The organism is Virgibacillus oceani, from assembly GCF_014638995.1.
GTDB classification, from domain to species: Bacteria; Bacillota; Bacilli; order Bacillales; family Amphibacillaceae; genus Virgibacillus_E; species Virgibacillus_E oceani.
Genome location: NZ_BMFR01000013.1, coordinates 16,712 through 35,459, shown reverse-complemented (window position 1 = coordinate 35,459; position 18,748 = coordinate 16,712). Strand labels below are relative to the sequence as shown.

The window sequence follows — 18,748 nt, the reverse complement described above, 5'->3', positions numbered from 1 at the left end:
AATATGTTTTATTATCTAGAAAGGAATTCACCACTGAAAAATAGAATATAGATATAACTTAACTATTTTTTCAAGGAGGTAAAATATGTCAAACCAATCCTTCACACTACAGGAAGCAACCATAAATAATATGCAAAACGCTATGAAATCAGGTGAGTTAACATCCAAAGAGCTCACCATGATGTACCTGGAACAAATTGCTGTGTACAATAATGCTGGTCCGAACATACATGCAGTTCTCGAAATTAATCCAGATGCATTACACATCGCAGAGGCACTTGACGTGGAACGCGAGCAGCATGGGATACGGGGACCACTCCACGGAATTCCAATTTTGTTAAAGGACAATATCGATACTGGGGACAAAACACATACAACTGCAGGATCTATCGCTTTGAAAAACAATTATGCAAAAGAGGATGCTTTTATTACAAAGAAGCTCCGAGATGCAGGTGCAGTGATTTTAGGAAAAACGAACCTAACGGAATGGGCAAATTTCATGACCAAAAATATGCCAAATGGCTATAGTTCATTGGGTGGACAAGTAATGAATCCATATGGACCCGGGAAGTTTGATGTAGGGGGTTCAAGCTCTGGTTCAGGTGCCGCGATTGCCGCTAACTTTGCTGCTGGTGCAATTGGTACGGAAACGAGCGGATCAATCCTAAGCCCTGCAAGCTCCAATTCACTCGTTGGGATTAAACCAACTGTTGGTCTGGTCAGCCGAACTGGAATCATTCCAATATCCAACAGCCAGGACACTGCCGGGCCAATGACAAGAACGGTTGAAGATGCGGCAATTCTTTTAGGAGCGCTAACCGGTGTTGATGAAAATGACCCTGCCACGGCAGCAAATAAGAAAGTCATTTCCGATTACACGCCATTTTTACATACGAATGGTTTACAAAACAAACGATTAGGCATTTCACGTGCTTATATGAAAGGTTTTACCGATGAGGAAGTAATGCTCGTCAATAATGCTTTAGCCGAAATGGAGAAATCAGGAGCAACCCTTGTAGATCCAATTGAATTACCCACTGGGCTGCCAAATTCAAGTGTTATGTTTCATGAATTTAAAAACGGATTAAGCGCCTATTTGAAAAACATATCACCTCATGTTTCTGTCAGCTCACTGTTAGATGTAATCAATTACAATCAATCACATGCAAAAGATGCACTAAAATACGGACAAACTGTATTAGTAGAATCCGAAACAAAAAGTGGATTATTAACAGAAGCGGAATACATCACAGATAGATTATCAGATTTAAAGCTTTCAAGAGATACGGGAATTGACCAAGCAATGGCCGAACATAATTTGGATGCTCTTGTATTTATCAATTACGCAGGCAGCGAGATTGCTGCTAAGGCTGTATATCCATCCATAACCGTTCCTGCGGGTTATACAAAAGGAGGTAAGCCAGTCGGGGTAACATTCACTGGACTTGCATTTTCCGAGCCAGCACTAATTGAAATCGCATATGCGTATGAACAGGCAACAAAGCACCGGAAGGCACCAGCACTATTAGACTAAATCTATCCGGTAAAAGGTGGGGTGATTTTAAACAAGCAGGATTATTTGAAAGCCATTTGTTTCCACTCTATATTTATATTAGATGATGGAGTCCTTTGGCTTTTTTATTGCTTACTATTTACATATAGCATAAATTAATTAATTAGTTCAGTAATAATATAAGAGACAATTATAGTATTAATCCTTATGCTTACAATTAAAATTGTCCCGCCCTCACCCATCATTCCAAACAATTTCACCACATTGCTCTTCATGATCAATATTCACATCAAAAAAGTGTTTATTATAAAAGTGCTCCAACCGGTCAACATGATTAAAGTCACGCTTAACTATATCACCAGTAATGTACGGCACATTTTCATCTCGGGCATGTTCCTTTAAATGCTTCATTAAAATGGAGCCATAGCCTTTATTTTCTTCTCCTTTAATAGCAGCAATATGAATCGTTTGCTCGTTTCTGTATTCTGCTTGGATGGCAGAATCCCATTTTCCGCGATATGGTGATTGACAATCATGCAGCATTAACTGACATGATTCTTCATTTTTATCCGCATAAATGATTACCCATTGATCATCTCTTGCCTGATCAATGCTGACAACTTCCCATTTCTTTGCAATCTCTTTTAGATTATTTTGCATACGAAACAGCTGCATTTCCAATGTATCCAGTTCTTCCTTCAGCTCATGCCTTTCCTTTTCCTTTTCTAAAAAAGCTGTATATGCCATTTTACTCACCTTCCTATTTAAAATCCGCACACAATTTGCCATTTTACTAGAAACATGGTCAAGAATTCAAGTTTTTGAAAATTCCATATGTAAATTTTCAAATAGTACTTAATACTTAGAAACCAAATGACGATATAATGATAAATTGCTTTTTTTATAATTGGGGGATACATAATAATGAAGAAAAAGAAATTAACATTGGGAAAAAAGACAAAGCCTCAAAATAGCAAACCTAAGAAGGTAAAACCAGTGAAAGAAAAGAGGAAGCTGCGGTGGCAAAATATTAAGATTGCCAGAAAGTATTTAACTGTATTTATGCTGACGGCCGTCCTATTCCTAATTGCTGGCGGAATTGTCTACGTTCAATTAAATAAAGGGGAAAATTCGATCGATGCCATTGAACGCAGAAGTGAGCGGGCAAATGACATGGCTAAAATGGCAGAGCTTGTCCAGGCAAAGGATGTACAAATTGCCGACTATATTATTACAGAGCAGCCGATCTATGTAGAGACGTTTGAAGAATACCGCAAAGAGTTTGATACATTAGAGAAAAAAATAGAAGCTAAAATGGATACAGCTAAGCAAAAGGCACTATTTTCCGAAATTAAAAAAGCGGATACGCAGGTGAACGATTTATTTTTAAACGAAATAACAGCGTCTGTTAACTCAGGGCAGAATTATATGACGCAATCACTTAGGGACCAATCCAACACCCTTCGGAAAGTGAACACGGAACGAATAAATGAACTAATGGATTTGGTGATTCAATCGCAGCAAACGGCTGTTGAAGATGCGAAGTCCAGCATGAATAACAGTGTAATTGCACTTTCTATTGCGACCATTGCAGCAATTGGATTGGGAATCTTGCTAATGATTGTGATATCAAGAAGAATTACCGTACATTTAAGCAAGATTGTTGGAATAACGTCTGAAATTGCTAAAGGAAATTTAACGGTTGAATCCATGGATTATCAAGGCCAAGATGAAATTGGACAATTATCCAGTGCGGTTAACCAAATGAAAGATAACATTCGCAACATCCTATTTAAAGTTGCTCAAGCCTCTGAATCCGTTTCTTCCAGAAGTGAGGAACTAACACAATCTGCAGGCGAGGTTAAAGAAGGAAATGCTCAAATCGCAACAACGATGGAGGAAATTTCTTCAGGGGCGGAAACACAAGCAAATAGTGCTTCTGATCTTGCTGAGAACATGAACGAGTTTGTACAGTCAATGAAGGAATCGGAGCAAAGTGGACAGGAAGTACTGGAAACCTCTAGCAGCGTTATTGATTTAACAACCGAGGGCACGAATCTGATGAGAAAATCGGTTGATCAAATGAAACGAATCGATACCATTGTTACGGAAGCAGTTGACAAAGTACAAGGACTGGACAAGCAATCAAACGAAATATCAAAATTAGTGCTTGTGATTAAAGATATTGCTGATCAGACAAATCTGCTTTCCCTAAACGCAGCAATTGAGGCGGCTAGAGCCGGTGAACATGGGAAAGGATTTGCCGTAGTTGCGGATGAAGTTCGAAAACTTGCTGAACAGGTTACGTCATCTGTCACAGAAATTACGGCCATTGTTACGAACATCCAGACAGAGACAGATCATGTAGTTGATTCATTGAATTCCGGATATAATGAGGTCAAAGAAGGCACAAATCAAATTGAATTGACAGGAAAAAGCTTTGAAACGATTAGCAGCTCTGTTACAGAAATGGTTGATAGAACTGCTGTCATTTCAGCCAATTTAAAAAGCATCGCTGCCACCAGCAATGATATGAACAATTTGATTGAGGAAATTGCATCTGTTTCTGAGGAATCCGCAGCAGGTGTCGAGCAAGCTGCAGCCTCAGCCCAGCAAACGTCCAGCTCAATGGAAGAGGTTTCCAGTAGTGCAGATGAACTTGCGAAACTTGCTGAACAGCTGAATGAGGAAATAAAAGTGTTTAAACTATAAATCTATAAAAAACAGCTGCTTCTCTTGGTAGGGGAGCAGCTGTTTTTTTGATTGAAAAATAATGTAATAGACGGTTCTTTTTCGTCCATCTGGAAAAATTGCACCAACTCATTACATCAATTAAGGTGGGGACTGTCCCCAGCGAGACAGTCCCTACCTTAATTCCCATGATACAAAAAACAATCTGCCGTATGGTCATTTACCATTCCTGTTGCCTGCATAAACGCATAGCAAATCGTTGGCCCAACAAACTTAAACCCGCGCTTTTTTAAATCCTTGCTCATGTTCTCTGATTCCGGTGTTTGCGCAGGTACACTGGCATGGTCCTGCCAATGATTCAAGATAGGCTTTCCATCAACAAACTGCCATATGTACCTGTCAAACGTTCCAAATTCCTGCTGCACGTTTAAAAATGCCTGTGCATTCGTTATGACCGAACGAACTTTAAGCTTGTTACGTATAATTCCTTCATCCTGCAGCAATTCTTTTACTTTTTTCTCGTCGTAATTACTCACTTTTTGTGGGTCAAAATTATCAAATGCGATACGATAATTTCTCCGCCTTTTAAGAATTGTAATCCAGCTCAACCCTGCCTGTGCTCCTTCTAAAGAAAGCATTTCAAAAAGCTGTTGGTCATCTTGTGTCGGCTTTCCCCACTCCTTGTCATGGTACTCTACATAGATTGGATCCTCTGTCACCCAGTCACATCTATTCTTCATCGCTACTCTTCCTTCGTCTCTACTTCATTTTCTTGATAGGAAATCCAGTCACTAAAACTGCCGGGATACAATTTAACATTTTCATACCCTGCTAACTTCAGTGCCAGCACATTTGGACAAGCCGAAACACCCGAACCGCACGATACGATAATTTCATTTTCTTTAGGCAGCTTTTCAAAATGGGTTTGCAGTTCATCATCAGTTTTCCAAAACCCGTCTGCAGCTAAAACATCCTTCCAGAAGAAATTTTTCGCGCCTGGAATATGGCCCGCTTTTTTATATAAAGGCTCTGTCTTTCCTAGATATCTGTCTTTTGCTCGTGAATCTATTAAAATGGAAGTACTGTCACCAATTTTCTCTTTTACCCCGTCTATATCAATTACCATATCTTCATTAGGACTTGGCTTGAATTGTTTCATCGATGGAACCTGAATTTTATTTGTGATAACATGTCCCCGCTTCGACCATTCATCCAGACCGCCATCCAATACGTAAGCTTTTTCATGACCCATATACTGGAGCAGCCACCACAACCTTGCTGCAAACATATCATTATGCTGATCATAGATCACAACAGTCGTTTCACGATCAACACCAATTTCACCTAGTTTTGTGGAAAAATCGTCTACATCTGGCAATGGATGATTTCCGCCATGCTCCTGGACTGGGCTTGATAAATCCTTGTTCAAATTCAAATACATTGCGCCTGGAATATGTCCCTTTTCATACGCCTTTTTACCAGCTTCGGCATCCGTCAAAGAAAACCGAACATCAATAACCACCGCAGTTTCAGGGTTCTTCTTTAGACGTTCTGCCAGCCACTTTACAGATACTAAATGTGACATTTAACCTCTCCTCCCTTTCTCTATCCTAACAATTTCCCCATGTAATATTCATCTAAAAAATCTCCATTAATTAATAACGAATGCTTTTTTACCCCTTCAATTACAAAGCCCGCTTTTTTGTACAAAGCAAGACCAGCTTCATTATCCACAACGACCGTTAGCTCAAGTCGGCTTAGTCCTTGCTGCCGCGCCCACGTATCCATTTCCGAAAACAACGCAGTACCTACCCAACCCCGCGATGGTCTGATAGGATACCAATAACTATGTATGCGACATGTTTTTTCCTGTTTACTTTCCTGCCAACCGCAAACAGATATCCAATTAATCTATCGTTTTGTTCAGCTACCAAAATCGTTGAATTCTGTTCATTTTGGAAGGCCGCAATCATGTTGCGCTGCTTATCAATCGTTATGTTTCGTTCTCCTATATCATACAGCATATACTTACTTTCCCTATCCACCTGTTTAGTCAGCTCCACTAATTGTTCTGCATCGTTTGCTTGTGCTTCCCTGATCAATGTGTTATCACCTCGATTTTAAACTATCTATTAATCTTATTCGACAAAAAATGCTTTTCCCCTTTTTCAAGAGAAATTTAGTTGTGTGCTTATGGGCGGGGGTTGGAGTTGCGTGCTCACGTATGGTTTTTGCGCAATCTAAATGATATGATTATTCTAATAATGTTAGGAGATGATACAAAAGTGAAAAATGAACTTATTAATCGGTTTACTACATACGTAAAAGTTGATACCCAGTCAAACGAGGACACTGATCGTACTCCATCCACAACAGGGCAATTGGAACTAGCCAATATGCTTGTTGCCGAATTAAAAGAAATCGGTATGGTCGACGTTTCAATTGATGACAATGGCTATGTAATGGCAACACTGCCTGCCAATACAGATAAGGAGATCCCAACAATCGGATTTCTGGCGCATGTTGATACGGCGACAGATTTTACAGGTAAGAACGTTAATCCGCAAATTGTTGAGAACTTTGATGGGAATGATTTGATTCTGAATAAAGATTTAAACGTAGTTCTATCAAGCAAGGAATTCCCAGAGCTAGTAAGCTACAAAGGGCATACCTTAATCACAACTGATGGAACAACTTTACTCGGTGCTGACAACAAGGCTGGAATCACGGAAATTATGACTGCCATGGCATATTTAATCGACCACCCTGAAATTAAACATGGAAAAGTTCGTGTAGCATTTACACCAGATGAGGAAATAGGGCGCGGACCGCATAAATTTGATGTTGCTCGATTCGATGCTGCATATGCGTACACAATCGATGGTGGACCGCTTGGAGAATTACAATATGAAAGCTTCAATGCTGCCGCTGCCAAAATTACATTCATAGGAAACAGTGTGCATCCAGGTACGGCAAAAAATAAAATGGTTAATGCCGGGACAATGGCAGCTGAATTTATCAGTAAATTTCCTGCCAGTGAAACACCGGAACATACCGAAAAATATGAAGGGTTTTATCACTTAAGTTCTGTAAACGGTGATGTTGAAAAAACAAACGTTTCCTATATTATCCGCGACTTTGACAAAGATAATTTTGCAAAAAGAAAACAAACGATGGAAGCAAACGTAATGGAAATGAAGAAGAAATACGGTGATTCGAGCGTTCAATTGGAATTGAATGATCAATATTACAACATGCGCGAAAAGATTGAACCTGTAAAAGAAATTGTTGATGTCGCTTATCAGGCAATGGAGAATCTTGATATTAAGCCGCTTGTCAAGCCTGTTCGAGGCGGAACAGACGGATCACAGCTTTCCTACATGGGACTGCCAACACCGAATATTTTCACAGGCGGGGAAAATTTTCATGGTAAATTTGAATATATTTCTGTGGATAATATGGAGAAGGCAACAAACGTGATTGTTGAGATTTGCAGACTGTTTGAGGAGCAGGCGTAATTAATGGATCTGAACCATCATACATGACAGAAGATCGGCTGCAATGCCGATCTTCTGTCATTTCATATCCAGCCATTTTTCTCTTGTTAATTTCATATTGATAGAATCGATCCACTCTCCATCAAATTCCAGATCGTTTTCATCAATACTATCCATAACAAAGCCAACCTTTTCATAAATATGCTTTGCTCTTGGATTGAATGCAAAAACGCTTAATGTCAGCTGATTAATTGTCGTCTCTTTAAATACATAGTCAATGATAAGCTGTGTCGCTTCCGTCCCTAATCCGCGATTTCTTCCCCTTGGACCAATAAGAATCCTAAAATTCATACTGTGATTTTTTTCATCATATAAATTGACCACCACTTCTCCCACAAGCGTACCTTGGGATTGATCAACAATAGCAAGATCCAAGCGATCCGTCTGATCATTTCGTGTGTTATACCAATCGAGAATGGTCTCCTTATCAAAATCCGCATTGCTTCCTGTCAGTTTTAAAACTTCCTTATCCTTCAGGCATTCTTCCAGGAAAGGAAAATCTTCATCTTTAAAGGGTCTGAGAATAACTTTTTCCCCCTCTATTACGGGTTTATTACCTAAATCTACCATTTCTATTCACACTCCAAATTTTATCTATTTGAACAATTATCTAGAGAGTCTATCGCTGGATTATTCTCCTATTCAAGAGGTAAGCCACCTGCCCGCAGTTCCACCTTTCTCTTTAAATCCTCAAGATTTCGTGCTGCTGCATTAAGTATTCTTGTTTCCTCTTCTGCAAAAAAACAACCTGCATCCCTCAACCTATATATATATTTTTCTCCCCATTTCTAATAGGATTACGCGCGAAAAAGACAACTCGCTGGATTTTACACACTACCCTCAAATGCCTCCATCATCGAGTAAGCACCGATGCTTTTATTCGATGTAACCGCTAGCCTTACACCACTGTTTGGATAATAGGCTGCATGAAAACTAACCCCAGGGTCATAGCCCATAACATGGTATTTAACAATTTCGTCAGCATGTTTTTTTATCCAAATACCATAACCATAGAATTCATCCTTGTCCTCCTGCATATGTGGTGTCAGCAATACATTAGTTGTTTCCTCACTTAAAAGTTGGTATGTGACTAATGCATTCCAACATTTGATCATATCACCTGCTGTTACAAAGGCACCGCCATCAGCGCCGCCCTTAATAGGGATGGAATAAATATTCGTTTTCCATTCGGCCACTTCTTCATCATCTATGTACCCAATTGCGGTTTTCCCTGGAAGCTGATCCAAGGAGAAGTAGCCTGATTCCGACATACCGGCTTTCTGGAATACATGCTTTTCAATGAAATCTGTAAATGCCAGACCTGATTGCTGCTCGATTATAAGGCCCAAAATGATGTAGCCGGCATTGTTATAATGAAATCTTTCCCCTGGTTTGAACATCATTTGTCTATCCTGGAACATCGGCAGAAAGTCTTGTAAACTAGTCATCTTATACATTGGACGGTCATCCCAAAGCTCTGAAAAATCATCCATCACCGCTTCATCGAAATAATCAGGAATTCCCGAACTGTGTGTTAACAAATGATGCACCGTAATGGACTCATGAAAAAAAGGGAATGAAGCCGTTAAGCAATCCTTTAAACGGGTTTCGAATGTCAGCTTTCCCTGCTCGACCAACATACAAATTCCTATCGCAGTAAACAATTTGCACCCGGAAGCTATACCAAATCTAGTATCCGTTGTATTTTTAATCCCATCCGATCTGTTTGAAAAACCATAGGCTGACTCATGAATTAAACCTGCAGCATCTGATGCATTAACTACCCCCGCAAAATCTATATCCATCGCTGTTCTATCCATCGTTATATTCAAATTTTCTTTTGTGTACATTTCTGCGTCCCCCTTTATCAACCTTTATTCTATCACTATTTTCACAATTTTCACATTGGAATTTATACGATTCACATGATTTGGCCAAAAGCCCAGCAAACATGGTACACTTACCCATTCCATTGCATAGGATAGATGTGATAACGATTGAAAGGAATGACTAAGATTGTACTATTATTCTTACATGTACCCTTATCAATACTACTCCAACGCACCCATGTATGCGTATGACAGACAGCCGGTATACCCATATTTTCCGGGCCCATTTGATCGCGGGGAAAGCAATGGATATTGGTACCCGCAATATGAGGATGAACGGATTACGTTAAAGGATTATGGAAAGCAGCCATTTGTGGTGAATATTGAGGAGGCGGCCGAACAAAACAATACATTCCGCACGGCGTTATGGACAGGAAATCATCTGCAGGTTACATTGATGAGCATCCCAGTTGGGGGCGATATCGGTTTGGAAGTTCATCCGGACGTTGATCAGTTCTTACGTATTGAGGAGGGAGAGGGCGTCGTAAAAATGGGTGATTCGGAAAGCAATTTAACCTTTCAGCGGAACGTTACTGAGGATTTCGCTATTATGGTGCCAGCCGGAAAATGGCATAATGTGATTAATACAGGAAATGAGCCTTTGAAGCTTTACTCCATATATGCACCACCAGAACATCCATTCGGAACAGTCCACCGCACTAAAACAGAGGCAATGGCTGCGGAGAATCAAAGCTGATAAGGTGAACTGTGCTTTAATTGTTCATTGGATAATCTCAGGTTACCACCATATATATAATAGCCTAACCTAACTGGATAGGCTATTTACATATTCTTATTTTAGTTATAAAAAAAGCTTGGTTATTAGCCAAGCTTTCGTTACACTATTAGCGAGCCACGGAACCCTCTAGCACCATAGTAAGACTCTGCACCGTTGTGATACAGGAAGACGTGACCGAAGCGGAAGTCGCAATAAAGAGCACCGCCAAGTTCTCTGATATCAGAGGGGGTTTGCACCCAGCTTGACGTTTTCTTATCAAAATTACCAAGTTTCTGCAACGTTCGATATTCTTCTTCCGTTAATAGTTCAATACCCATCGCTGTTGCCATATCCATGGCGCTATTTTCTGGTTTATGCTTTTTCCTTGACTCCAATGCGGCGCGGTCGTAACAAATACTTCTGCGGCCTTTGGGACTTTCCGCTGAACAATCATAGAAAATGTATTCATTCTTACTTTTACCATGATCAACAACATCCGGTTCACCGCCAGTTCTTTCCATTTCATTGAGCGACCACAGTTTTTCAGGACTAGCTTCCAGTTTTGCCTGGACGTTAGCCCATTCAAGACCTTCATGGCGGTTCATGTTTTTCTCAAAACGGACTTTTAATGCTTTGAATAATTCCTCACGTTGTTCTTGTGACAGTTCCTTGCTTTCTTTATTATTTTCTGTCATATTCGTTTCCTCCTTATAGTACCCAGGGTCATTAGACGGGAGTTGCCGCAACAATTACTCCTATTTAACTTTTTATACCTGTTTGTTTACGTACAATAATACAATACTTCACAAGCATCTTAAATGCTCTCTTAAAAAACATCTGTCGACTCTGAATCAGAAAGTCATCGGCTGTACACTGTATCAAGTTTCTAGGGTAAATGATGGTAAATGGAGATCCGGCACTTGAATGTATTAAAAAGTTACTTCATATATTTTGCAACTAATGTATAGCACCTCTCTCTTGTAAGACTTGCTTGTGTTGCCACATATTCTAACGATTCCGTAGTACCACCTTTATATTTTAGTGATGCTTCTTTAGCAGCTTCATCTCTGTGTTTTACCCAGCTCCGTTGTTCTTCTCTTAATTTATCCATCTGTTCTGCTGGAAGCTGTTCTTTTAACACTCCATAGATTTCGTTCAATTCCTCATCCCAATTTTTATATCTTTCTGCCTCTTGTTCCTCTAACTCTGTTATTGTTGTTCCAGCTTCTGAATATCTATCTGATTCTTCCATTTTATTAAGTTTCTGGAGATATTCTTTCTTTTTATTTTCATTGTCACTATTACTGGAATTCGATTGTCCATCATTGACATTTGCAGATGTACCAGAAGAAATATCCTCCTGGTTATTTTGTTCGTTGTTTTCAGTACTTCCAGAAGCTTTTTCTGTTGTATTTTCATCTGTATCTGCTACATCTTTATTAGCTACATCGCCGTCTGCGTTTTGAGTTGTGCTGTTAGTTGATGACTGATTGTTTGATTTAGCACTTATCTCATCGGTTGAGTTGTCACAGGAAACCAATAAGATCAATGCTATGGTAATCATAACTGTTACTATATTTCTATTATTTTTCATCATGTAGCCCCCTTCTTATTATAAGATTATACCAATATTTACTACCCAGCCAAAATGGTGGAATAAAGTGAAATTTCCTTATTTAAGAAAAGCACCTTTTAGAAGAAGGCAATTAACTCCGTTTTTTTAAAAGATAGTATTGTTGATTTTCTTCACTTGGAAATCCATCAATTAAACCAATAATCTCATCCTCCAATAATGATGCTTCATTAATAATTAGTAAAAGACGAACAAGAAGTTATCAGTACCGTTAACTTCTTGTCTTATTTTTTTAATCTATACGTCGGTGGAACAAAGTGCTGCTAACTGTCCCAGATATGCCGCAGTCTCTTTTTTAGGATACAATCAGCTAAACACAAGTACTTTGCTCCCCATCTATGATTTCTCTGCCCATAAATTCATATACAAATTTGTAACCGTTACCTCAATCATTGATTCTTTTTCTAAATCAATATCAATCGTTTCGTCTTGTCGGTACAAATAAAAACCAAATTCATCTCCATCACGGTAATCTAACCCAGAAGATCCTGAGGGAGATAATTTATACGTATCGCCCATATAAGAAGCTTGTGCCTCTGCCTGAAAATCAGTTGTAAGATCGTTACTGTTACGCACGTGTTCAATACCTGAAACTAAAGTCGCACCGCCCAAGCTGAAATCCCCACTTGACCTAAAAACCACTTCATAATCCGATTCATTACGAACAACTTTCGATACAAAAATTTGGTTTTTTCCATCATCAAAAAGCACTTTTCCTTCATTACTCTCTAAATCACTTAAATCAATATCAACCGTAAATTCCCCATCAACAGGGAATGCGGCATTATGATATTCCTCAACTGCATTGGCTACATGACTGATACCCTTTGTCCAGATACCACTCATTTCACTTGCCCAAACGATGATTATAGTACCAATGGCCACTATTGCAGCAACAACGTAAACCGTATTTAAATTTACGAGTTTTCTCATTAAACTCCTCCTATATTTACGGTTTTAACTTTACAAAGGAAGGTCTTAATTAAATCAGCCATCTAATTAGGGTGGTGATTTTTATGTAAGATAACCAAACAAGCGCGAGTTCAATTTAGTTTGTATTCCCTTGATTTTATAATTATTGGTTATATAATTTTTAGAATTGTCTGTAACCAAATAGTACCATATAAGCGAGTGACGTTCCATAAAAATTCCGGTTTCTACAACTCCAATACTTTCATCCAACAACATATTCACTGACACCGATTCACAAAATCACTCAATGGCTTCAACAACTTTTTACAGTCAAATTCATTTAGAAATGCCAGAAACCCATAGTCATATACTTTTCGATTATGCACGACGTGATAATAGTCCATCGTAAACACCCTGTATTCATCACTGTAAACTTCAAATGCACTCGTCGTCTTATCTCCAGCTGTTTCATGAATGATCAACTGGTAATCCTGGACACCCAAGCGCTTTTTGGTGAACTCATCAAGCGGGTTGACGTTTTTTTTACCAATTTTCATTTCCTCCATTTGATACATTGTATGTTTAAATGCATCGATACAAAGTCCCAATGCAGCAATATCCATCTCTTCCCCGCGTTCGTTTACTAGTTTTGCAGTGTTGCTATTGTCATCATAATCCAGCTTCCAGGTCTGTTGCGCGATTGATTTCATCTCCTGATCGTAAAATGTATTCATTGCATTGATCTCTCCTTGTCTGCGAATTTTCCATACTCCTTTAAAAATGCCAGCTCCACTGTTCCTGTTGGGCCATTCCGCTGCTTGGAGATGATGACTTCCATTGTGTTTTTTTCGATATTTTTGTTGTAATAATCGTCCCGGTATAAAAGAAAAATAACGTCGGCATCCTGTTCGATGTTTCCCGATTCTCGTAAATCGGACATAAGCGGTCGCTTGTTCTGGCGAGCTTCTACCCCACGCGACAGTTGGGACAAAAGCACAATCGGTATATCGAGCTCAATGGCAAGCAATTTTAATTCCCTTGTGATTTCTCCCACCTCCAAATCACGTCGCTCCCGTTTTCCAGCTGGACTGATTAATTGTAAATAATCGATGATGACCAGGTGGTTTCCATCCGGGTCGTCATACTTTTTTCTCCGAATGGTGGACCGAATATCCATCAGTGTCCGTTTGGTATCAAAAATATATAAGTTCCAATCCGAAATGAATCCGATTGCTTTGATTGCCTCTTCATAATCCTGACTGGAAAAGGCCATGCTTTTCCACTTCTGCGCATCAATTATTCCTTCTGATGAGATCATCCTTTTCAGCAATGGCTTTGTTCCCATCTCCAGGCTAAAGATGGAGGAGGTACCGCCATTTTTGCAATGTCCCGCTGCCAAGTTCAGAGCAAACGCTGTTTTTCCTACTGAAGGCCTTGCCGCTACAATAAGCAGGTCCCCCCGATGAATCCCGCCAGTCATTTGATCAAGATGTTTATAAGGGCTCCTGCATCCTTTTGCCTCCCCAGGTGGTGCAACGATTTCATCGGTAATTTCCAGCAAATAATCATAGGTCGTTTTCTCCTGATGGACGATTCCTGCCTCTCGAATCGTTTGTAATTGAGAGATAAGCAGCTCCAACTGTTGCTCTGATGGCTGCTTGCTGTAATTCATGGTATATTCTCTAGATTTTCTAAGGCGATAGGCATCGAGAATTAACCGTTCATGATGCTTCATGCTTGCGGTGCTCGCTACAGATTCTGTCATTTTCAGCAGATACACCGTTCCACCGACCTGATTGATTGCCTCTCCCAGGTAGGTTGTTGTGACAACACAATCAATAAATTCTCCCTTGTCAAATGCCTCCTTCATTGCCCGGTAAATCCGTTTATGGCGGGCATGGTAAAAGAATTCCTCCTCCACCTCAAGCTCCTTAAAAAGTGTTCCATCAAGCAGTACCGCCCCAAGTACCGCTGCTTCTGCTTCATAGTTTTCTACATTCATGATTGTGATTTCTCCTTGATGAGTTCATGCATCGCCTGGCGAAAATTTTCCTTTATTTCAGCTGGTACTTTATCAGCCTCTCTTTTCCACTTGTTCATTTTTTCCAAATACAGGTTCGGTTCCAGCGGATAGGACGCAATTTCAGCAATCATCGGGGCATAAGGATGGTTGGCTGCAAAATCGGAAAATTTCTCCATCACACCGTTGTAATCCATCTTTTTCAGTGACGGAATCAGTAAGGTAGCCTTTCCCTTGGATATTGGAAATTTCGGGTACGCATCCTTGATCATTTCTAAAATATGAACAGCTTCTTCATGTGTCATGACAGAGCCCCTTCCTGCCTTAATTCATCGAACATAGATTTAGTATTCTCTGTAGTTTGGTTATGAATGGAATTAGTCCTATGGCGTTTTGCGGCCTTCTCCATTTCATATGCCCTTACCTGATCGATGGATACAAGCTTCGCATCGCTCCATTCTTTAAGAATCTCCTCAATATAGCCAAATGTACGCCCTCCTCTTTTCACCGTAAGCCTCATTGCCTCTATCACGATTTGATCACTAAGGTCATTACACCAGTCAATCATGGACTCCCTGACAATTGGCCGAAGGATGCCAAAATTTTGTTCATAAACGATAAATGGATTTTTCGCCTGTTCTTCTCTGCTGCTTTTTTGTTTTTGATTTAGTTTCTGTTTAGGTATGGGCAACGAAGAGGAACTCGTTTGGTTATCATATTCGGTACTGGTTTGGGACCCAGATTGGTCCATTATATTAATCAATGACACCATTTCATAAATGGGAGCACTTCCTCGTTTTCCTTTTTTATAACGAACAAAGTTTTTCTCTATCAGCTTTCCCCGGGACTTGATTAAACCTTGCTTCGATAGGCCGGTTAATGCCTGCACAACTGAATTGGGCGCATTAAATTGTTTCTTCCAGCCGGCAGAATTGTTAACACTAATTAATGCATGCCACAGTACAATAGCGCCGGTAGGCATTTCGTTTAAAAACAGCCAATTTCTGAATGCGTTAAGTTCTTTCAAATAATTCATTTTTGTAATTTCCTCTCTGAATTCATTTTATTGAAAAACTGTTTCTTTCCTTATTTGCAATTTTCCTGTTCACGGATCCACTCCAACACAGTAGCTTGTGAAAAAAGAATTTTGCCGCCAATTCGAAAATGCGGTAGTTTGTTTTGCTTCACCATCTTGTAGACTGTGTCCGTGTGTACACCAAGAAATGCTGCCATACCTTTTACGGTCATTGGCTTTTCTTTCATGTTTTTCCCCTCCCTTCTGCTTGAGTCATAACTATTATCGAAAAGATATACAAAAAGGTGGCATTTTCGATTAAATTAGGTTAAATTTTTTTGGTAATTGTTTCCTGGGGGGGTGATGTTTTGCTGCTCGGGCTGATGTTTCACCTGCTTGCGTTGATATCTCGCTGCTCCCATTAATGTCCCTTCTCTCCCCTGATGTTTCACGTTGACTTTTATAAAAAATAATACGGTACAAGCTTTAAGCATGATATACTATTAAAAGTTCCGGTAATTATTTTCTGCCGAATGGTCAAATGGAAATCGCACAACATGAGGGAGAGTTTAACATGATTAGAGGGTCCTTACCTATCATCATCCTAACGATAATGGGTATTTTCGTCTTGTCTGCATGTACAAACGAACAAACAGCAACTACGAATGGTGAAACAGTAGATAACGAGATTCAGAATAACAATGGCACTAATCAGGAAAAGAAAGATGAACTGGTCTTGCCAGATAAAAAACTAACAATTGATTCAAAAGGCAATGATGTACAACAATTACAAACGATTCTTAAAAAACTAGGTTATGATATTAAAGCAAGTGGTACGTTCGATGCAGATACTGAATGGGCTATTAAAGACTTTCAATCACAGCAGGTAAAATTGGCTGCAACCGGTATATACGATAAATCTACTAAAGAATGGCTGGAAAAGGCATTGAACGGTTCTTTTAACATAAAACCAGGAAAAGGAATAGCTAAAAACAAAGCAACTGTCAAAGAATCGGATACCATAACCGTATCCAATCCAACTGACAAATTAGTGCTTGTTAATAAACAGCATGAACTTCCGGATGGTTTTGAACCTAAGGATCTTGTTGTGCCGGATGTTCCATTCCCGTTTAAAGAAGATCTGCCGAAAAAATACATGCGTAAAGAAGCTGCAAAGGCACTCGAGAAAATGTTTACAGCAACTGAAAAGGCAGGTTTAGAATTATACGCCCAATCAGGCTACCGCTCCTACAATCGACAGCAAGTACTTTTCGCATCTTATTCTGAACAGCATGGCGAGAAAGAGGCAAATAAATTTAGCGCACGCCCTGGTGAAAGTGAGCACCAAACCGGACTAACGATGGATGTTACAAGCCCAGATATTAAATTTCAGTTAAACACTGATTTTGGTAAGACTGATGAGGGTAAGTGGATACGAGAGAATGCTCACAAATTCGGTTTCATCATACGTTATCCCAAAGGCAAGGAAGCAATCACTGAATATCAATATGAACCATGGCACCTGCGTTATGTAGGTAAAGAAGCTGCAAAGGTAATATATGAACAGCAAATTACACTTGAAGAGTATTTAGGAGTGTTAAAAGTATAATAAAAATAAGTTTATTTCTGTACGTAAAATGATGATGCATAACCTGCTTGTTTAACTATGTGGCCAAAAATCCAAGACGATCACCAAATTGATCGTCTTTTTCTTGTGGAAAATTAACTTTAAAAGTTTATTGAATTAGTGATAAATAACATACCTGCATTATTTTTAGGAACACTATAATTGGAGGTGATTAGAATGAAAAAGCGAAAAGTTAATCCATTAACAGATGGGTTAAGTTCCCCGGAGGTAGAAGGACAGGGTACAACAAGAAAAGAAACAGGAAGCAAAAAGGCAGATTCCTCAAGAAAAAAACAAAAGCGTTCGTAATATAAGTTTGTAACAGTTTCGGGAAAAATAAATAGTAAAGGGATTAGCGATACAGCTAATCCCTTTTTTACGTCTGATCACTATGAAACCTTATATCACGATAAAACGTATTAATTTAATATCATCCTAAATGTAATAATTGATGGTGACGAGCAAGAAAACAGGGGGACGCGCTATGGAAAGTCAACGAGTTGATAAACTTAAAACGATTCTAGAAGAAATCGGAAATACTGCCGATAAGCAAGTTGTCACAAAGCTAGAAATAGAGATGTGTAATCGATTCATACAAAGACTGAGTTCCTTTTCATCCGATTGTGAAGTATGTTATCAACACTTTATTACTTTGGAAAATCATATCATACAGCTTAAAGATAAATTAGATCAACTTGCAGAAAATGATTTTAACTATCAGAAACAAACATTAGCTACCATCAGTTCTCATCTGCAGAAAAAACACAATTTAGTAAGCAGCGGCTATTATTTGAGTATATATATGTCCCTTGGCACAAGTTTAGGTGTTGTATTTGGACTACTTATATTTGATAATATCGGAATGGGATTACCACTCGGAATGGGTATTGGGGTGGCAATTGGAGCAGGTTTAGATGCAGATGCTAAGAAAAAGGGGAAGACCTTGTAACTTTAAAAATTGTTCTAATGATATCTAAATAAAAAACCACAAAAAGTGGTTTTTTAATCTCGCATTGCTCCTGCCTCTCGGGAAGTCATCGCACCTTGTCCTTCGCTTATATCTTTCTGAATTTCTTGTTTTACCTTTTTAGGATCGGTTCCGGCAAATCCTGGTTTCAGGCTGGAATTCAAATTTTTTTCTCCTTGTTTATCTTGGTGCATACAAATCCTCCT

General features: G+C 39.2%; 24 protein-coding genes. 7 read left to right on the top strand and 17 right to left on the bottom strand.

All coding sequences use genetic code 11. The annotated features are described in order from the left end of the window. The first annotated feature begins 85 nt into the window (after positions 1 to 85). Complete coding sequence (locus IEV74_RS14250) at positions 86 to 1,534, top strand: amidase family protein (protein ID WP_188456048.1); 1,449 nt, start codon at positions 86 to 88, stop codon at positions 1,532 to 1,534. Positions 1,535 to 1,747: 213 nt separating this feature from the next. Here the strand turns inward: IEV74_RS14250 and IEV74_RS14245 are convergent, their stop codons facing one another. Continuing rightward, positions 1,748 to 2,260 (bottom strand): hypothetical protein, encoded by a 513-nt coding sequence (locus tag IEV74_RS14245; protein WP_188456047.1) that lies wholly within the window; start codon positions 2,258 to 2,260, stop codon positions 1,748 to 1,750. Between the two features lie 177 nt (positions 2,261 to 2,437). On the opposite strand from IEV74_RS14245, the gene IEV74_RS14240 reads away from it, so the two are divergent. Further along, entirely contained in the window at positions 2,438 to 4,225 is a 1,788-nt protein-coding gene (locus IEV74_RS14240) for a methyl-accepting chemotaxis protein (protein ID WP_188456046.1), read from the top strand. 158 nt (positions 4,226 to 4,383) lie between these two features. On the opposite strand, the gene IEV74_RS14235 is transcribed toward IEV74_RS14240, so the two are convergent. The 4 genes from IEV74_RS14235 to IEV74_RS19940 are packed head-to-tail and all read right to left on the bottom strand — an operon-like array spanning position 4,384 to position 6,306. Then, positions 4,384 to 4,944 (bottom strand): DNA-3-methyladenine glycosylase I, encoded by a 561-nt coding sequence (locus IEV74_RS14235; protein WP_188456045.1) that lies wholly within the window; start codon positions 4,942 to 4,944, stop codon positions 4,384 to 4,386. A gap of 2 nt (positions 4,945 to 4,946) precedes the next feature. Further along, on the bottom strand, positions 4,947 to 5,789 hold the full coding sequence (locus tag IEV74_RS14230; protein ID WP_188456044.1) for a sulfurtransferase: 843 nt from the start codon (positions 5,787 to 5,789) through the stop codon (positions 4,947 to 4,949). A 20-nt stretch (positions 5,790 to 5,809) separates the two neighbouring features. Further along, positions 5,810 to 5,992 carry a GNAT family N-acetyltransferase gene (locus IEV74_RS19945; protein WP_308419001.1) on the bottom strand — a complete coding sequence of 61 codons (183 nt, stop codon included), beginning with the start codon at positions 5,990 to 5,992 and terminating at the stop codon, positions 5,810 to 5,812. Positions 5,993 to 6,012: 20 nt separating this feature from the next. Further along, positions 6,013 to 6,306, bottom strand: a complete 294-nt coding sequence (locus tag IEV74_RS19940) for a GNAT family N-acetyltransferase (RefSeq protein ID WP_308419000.1) — start codon at positions 6,304 to 6,306, stop codon at positions 6,013 to 6,015. Positions 6,307 to 6,489: 183 nt separating this feature from the next. Here IEV74_RS19940 and pepT point away from each other — a divergent pair, with 183 nt between their 5' ends. Further along, positions 6,490 to 7,722 carry a peptidase T gene (gene pepT, locus IEV74_RS14220; protein WP_188456110.1) on the top strand — a complete coding sequence of 411 codons (1,233 nt, stop codon included), beginning with the start codon at positions 6,490 to 6,492 and terminating at the stop codon, positions 7,720 to 7,722. A gap of 57 nt (positions 7,723 to 7,779) precedes the next feature. Here the strand turns inward: pepT and IEV74_RS14215 are convergent, their stop codons facing one another. The 3 genes from IEV74_RS14215 to IEV74_RS14210 all read right to left on the bottom strand — a co-directional run bounded on the left by IEV74_RS14215 (position 7,780) and on the right by IEV74_RS14210 (position 9,611). Beyond that, positions 7,780 to 8,331, bottom strand: a complete 552-nt coding sequence (locus tag IEV74_RS14215; RefSeq protein ID WP_188456043.1) for a GNAT family N-acetyltransferase — start codon at positions 8,329 to 8,331, stop codon at positions 7,780 to 7,782. A gap of 68 nt (positions 8,332 to 8,399) precedes the next feature. Next, positions 8,400 to 8,522, bottom strand: a complete 123-nt coding sequence (locus IEV74_RS19770) for a hypothetical protein (protein ID WP_373284359.1) — start codon at positions 8,520 to 8,522, stop codon at positions 8,400 to 8,402. 66 nt (positions 8,523 to 8,588) lie between these two features. Then, entirely contained in the window at positions 8,589 to 9,611 is a 1,023-nt protein-coding gene (locus tag IEV74_RS14210; RefSeq protein ID WP_188456042.1) for a serine hydrolase domain-containing protein, read from the bottom strand. Positions 9,612 to 9,777: 166 nt separating this feature from the next. Here IEV74_RS14210 and IEV74_RS14205 point away from each other — a divergent pair, with 166 nt between their 5' ends. Then, on the top strand, positions 9,778 to 10,347 hold the full coding sequence (locus IEV74_RS14205) for a cupin domain-containing protein (RefSeq protein ID WP_188456041.1): 570 nt from the start codon (positions 9,778 to 9,780) through the stop codon (positions 10,345 to 10,347). Between the two features lie 140 nt (positions 10,348 to 10,487). Here IEV74_RS14205 and IEV74_RS14200 read toward each other — a convergent pair whose 3' ends face one another. The 8 genes from IEV74_RS14200 to IEV74_RS14165 form a co-directional block, all read right to left on the bottom strand. Next, the gene (locus IEV74_RS14200; RefSeq protein WP_188456040.1) at positions 10,488 to 11,063 is read right to left on the bottom strand and encodes a DUF4256 domain-containing protein; all 576 of its coding nucleotides are present in this window, start codon (positions 11,061 to 11,063) and stop codon (positions 10,488 to 10,490) included. 242 nt (positions 11,064 to 11,305) lie between these two features. Then, entirely contained in the window at positions 11,306 to 11,962 is a 657-nt protein-coding gene (locus IEV74_RS14195) for a lysozyme inhibitor LprI family protein (RefSeq protein ID WP_188456039.1), read from the bottom strand. A gap of 375 nt (positions 11,963 to 12,337) precedes the next feature. Beyond that, positions 12,338 to 12,934, bottom strand: a complete 597-nt coding sequence (locus IEV74_RS14190) for a hypothetical protein (RefSeq protein ID WP_188456038.1) — start codon at positions 12,932 to 12,934, stop codon at positions 12,338 to 12,340. 257 nt (positions 12,935 to 13,191) lie between these two features. Further along, the gene (locus tag IEV74_RS14185; RefSeq protein ID WP_188456037.1) at positions 13,192 to 13,647 is read right to left on the bottom strand and encodes a hypothetical protein; all 456 of its coding nucleotides are present in this window, start codon (positions 13,645 to 13,647) and stop codon (positions 13,192 to 13,194) included. Next, a complete protein-coding gene (dnaB, locus tag IEV74_RS14180; protein WP_188456036.1) occupies positions 13,644 to 14,915 on the bottom strand; it encodes a replicative DNA helicase in 1,272 nt (423 codons plus the stop codon). Before dnaB ends, IEV74_RS14185 begins: the two co-directional genes overlap by 4 nt. Beyond that, entirely contained in the window at positions 14,912 to 15,238 is a 327-nt protein-coding gene (locus IEV74_RS14175) for a replicative helicase loader/inhibitor (protein WP_188456035.1), read from the bottom strand. The genes dnaB and IEV74_RS14175 overlap by 4 nt, the downstream gene beginning before the upstream one ends. Then, positions 15,235 to 15,969, bottom strand: coding sequence for a DnaD domain-containing protein (locus IEV74_RS14170; RefSeq protein WP_188456034.1), 735 nt, complete (start codon positions 15,967 to 15,969; stop codon positions 15,235 to 15,237). Before IEV74_RS14170 ends, IEV74_RS14175 begins: the two co-directional genes overlap by 4 nt. Positions 15,970 to 16,019: 50 nt before the next feature. Continuing rightward, positions 16,020 to 16,196, bottom strand: a complete 177-nt coding sequence (locus IEV74_RS14165) for a helix-turn-helix domain-containing protein (protein ID WP_188456033.1) — start codon at positions 16,194 to 16,196, stop codon at positions 16,020 to 16,022. Positions 16,197 to 16,522: 326 nt separating this feature from the next. Here IEV74_RS14165 and IEV74_RS14160 point away from each other — a divergent pair, with 326 nt between their 5' ends. From IEV74_RS14160 to IEV74_RS19765, 3 genes are all read left to right on the top strand, one after another. Beyond that, positions 16,523 to 17,557, top strand: coding sequence for a D-alanyl-D-alanine carboxypeptidase family protein (locus IEV74_RS14160; protein ID WP_188456032.1), 1,035 nt, complete (start codon positions 16,523 to 16,525; stop codon positions 17,555 to 17,557). Between the two features lie 195 nt (positions 17,558 to 17,752). After that, positions 17,753 to 17,884 (top strand): YuzL family protein, encoded by a 132-nt coding sequence (locus IEV74_RS14155; RefSeq protein ID WP_188456031.1) that lies wholly within the window; start codon positions 17,753 to 17,755, stop codon positions 17,882 to 17,884. A gap of 175 nt (positions 17,885 to 18,059) precedes the next feature. Then, positions 18,060 to 18,524, top strand: a complete 465-nt coding sequence (locus IEV74_RS19765; protein WP_229683204.1) for a glycine zipper domain-containing protein — start codon at positions 18,060 to 18,062, stop codon at positions 18,522 to 18,524. 53 nt (positions 18,525 to 18,577) lie between these two features. Here the strand turns inward: IEV74_RS19765 and IEV74_RS14145 are convergent, their stop codons facing one another. After that, positions 18,578 to 18,736: a hypothetical protein gene (locus IEV74_RS14145; RefSeq protein ID WP_188456030.1), complete on the bottom strand. Its 159-nt coding sequence runs from the start codon at positions 18,734 to 18,736 to the stop codon at positions 18,578 to 18,580. Positions 18,737 to 18,748: the final 12 nt, after the last annotated feature.

What these genes read in the sequence shown, in the direction of transcription:
- IEV74_RS14240 (WP_188456046.1), top strand. Translation starts at nt 2,438, where the DNA reads ATGAAGAAAAAGAAATTAACATTGGGAAAAAAGACAAAGCCTCAAAAT.
- IEV74_RS14185 (WP_188456037.1), bottom strand. Translation starts at nt 13,647, where the DNA reads ATGAATACATTTTACGATCAGGAGATGAAATCAATCGCGCAACAGACC.
- IEV74_RS14235 (WP_188456045.1), bottom strand. Translation starts at nt 4,944, where the DNA reads ATGAAGAATAGATGTGACTGGGTGACAGAGGATCCAATCTATGTAGAG.
- IEV74_RS14160 (WP_188456032.1), top strand. Translation starts at nt 16,523, where the DNA reads ATGATTAGAGGGTCCTTACCTATCATCATCCTAACGATAATGGGTATT.
- IEV74_RS14195 (WP_188456039.1), bottom strand. Translation starts at nt 11,962, where the DNA reads ATGAAAAATAATAGAAATATAGTAACAGTTATGATTACCATAGCATTG.
- IEV74_RS14170 (WP_188456034.1), bottom strand. Translation starts at nt 15,969, where the DNA reads ATGAATTATTTGAAAGAACTTAACGCATTCAGAAATTGGCTGTTTTTA.
- IEV74_RS14210 (WP_188456042.1), bottom strand. Translation starts at nt 9,611, where the DNA reads ATGTACACAAAAGAAAATTTGAATATAACGATGGATAGAACAGCGATG.
- IEV74_RS14165 (WP_188456033.1), bottom strand. Translation starts at nt 16,196, where the DNA reads ATGAAAGAAAAGCCAATGACCGTAAAAGGTATGGCAGCATTTCTTGGT.
- IEV74_RS19945 (WP_308419001.1), bottom strand. Translation starts at nt 5,992, where the DNA reads ATGGATACGTGGGCGCGGCAGCAAGGACTAAGCCGACTTGAGCTAACG.
- IEV74_RS14230 (WP_188456044.1), bottom strand. Translation starts at nt 5,789, where the DNA reads ATGTCACATTTAGTATCTGTAAAGTGGCTGGCAGAACGTCTAAAGAAG.
- IEV74_RS14250 (WP_188456048.1), top strand. Translation starts at nt 86, where the DNA reads ATGTCAAACCAATCCTTCACACTACAGGAAGCAACCATAAATAATATG.
- IEV74_RS19765 (WP_229683204.1), top strand. Translation starts at nt 18,060, where the DNA reads ATGGAAAGTCAACGAGTTGATAAACTTAAAACGATTCTAGAAGAAATC.
- IEV74_RS14145 (WP_188456030.1), bottom strand. Translation starts at nt 18,736, where the DNA reads ATGCACCAAGATAAACAAGGAGAAAAAAATTTGAATTCCAGCCTGAAA.
- IEV74_RS14245 (WP_188456047.1), bottom strand. Translation starts at nt 2,260, where the DNA reads ATGGCATATACAGCTTTTTTAGAAAAGGAAAAGGAAAGGCATGAGCTG.
- IEV74_RS14190 (WP_188456038.1), bottom strand. Translation starts at nt 12,934, where the DNA reads ATGAGAAAACTCGTAAATTTAAATACGGTTTACGTTGTTGCTGCAATA.
- IEV74_RS14155 (WP_188456031.1), top strand. Translation starts at nt 17,753, where the DNA reads ATGAAAAAGCGAAAAGTTAATCCATTAACAGATGGGTTAAGTTCCCCG.
- IEV74_RS14175 (WP_188456035.1), bottom strand. Translation starts at nt 15,238, where the DNA reads ATGACACATGAAGAAGCTGTTCATATTTTAGAAATGATCAAGGATGCG.
- dnaB (WP_188456036.1), bottom strand. Translation starts at nt 14,915, where the DNA reads ATGAATGTAGAAAACTATGAAGCAGAAGCAGCGGTACTTGGGGCGGTA.
- IEV74_RS14200 (WP_188456040.1), bottom strand. Translation starts at nt 11,063, where the DNA reads ATGACAGAAAATAATAAAGAAAGCAAGGAACTGTCACAAGAACAACGT.
- IEV74_RS14215 (WP_188456043.1), bottom strand. Translation starts at nt 8,331, where the DNA reads ATGGTAGATTTAGGTAATAAACCCGTAATAGAGGGGGAAAAAGTTATT.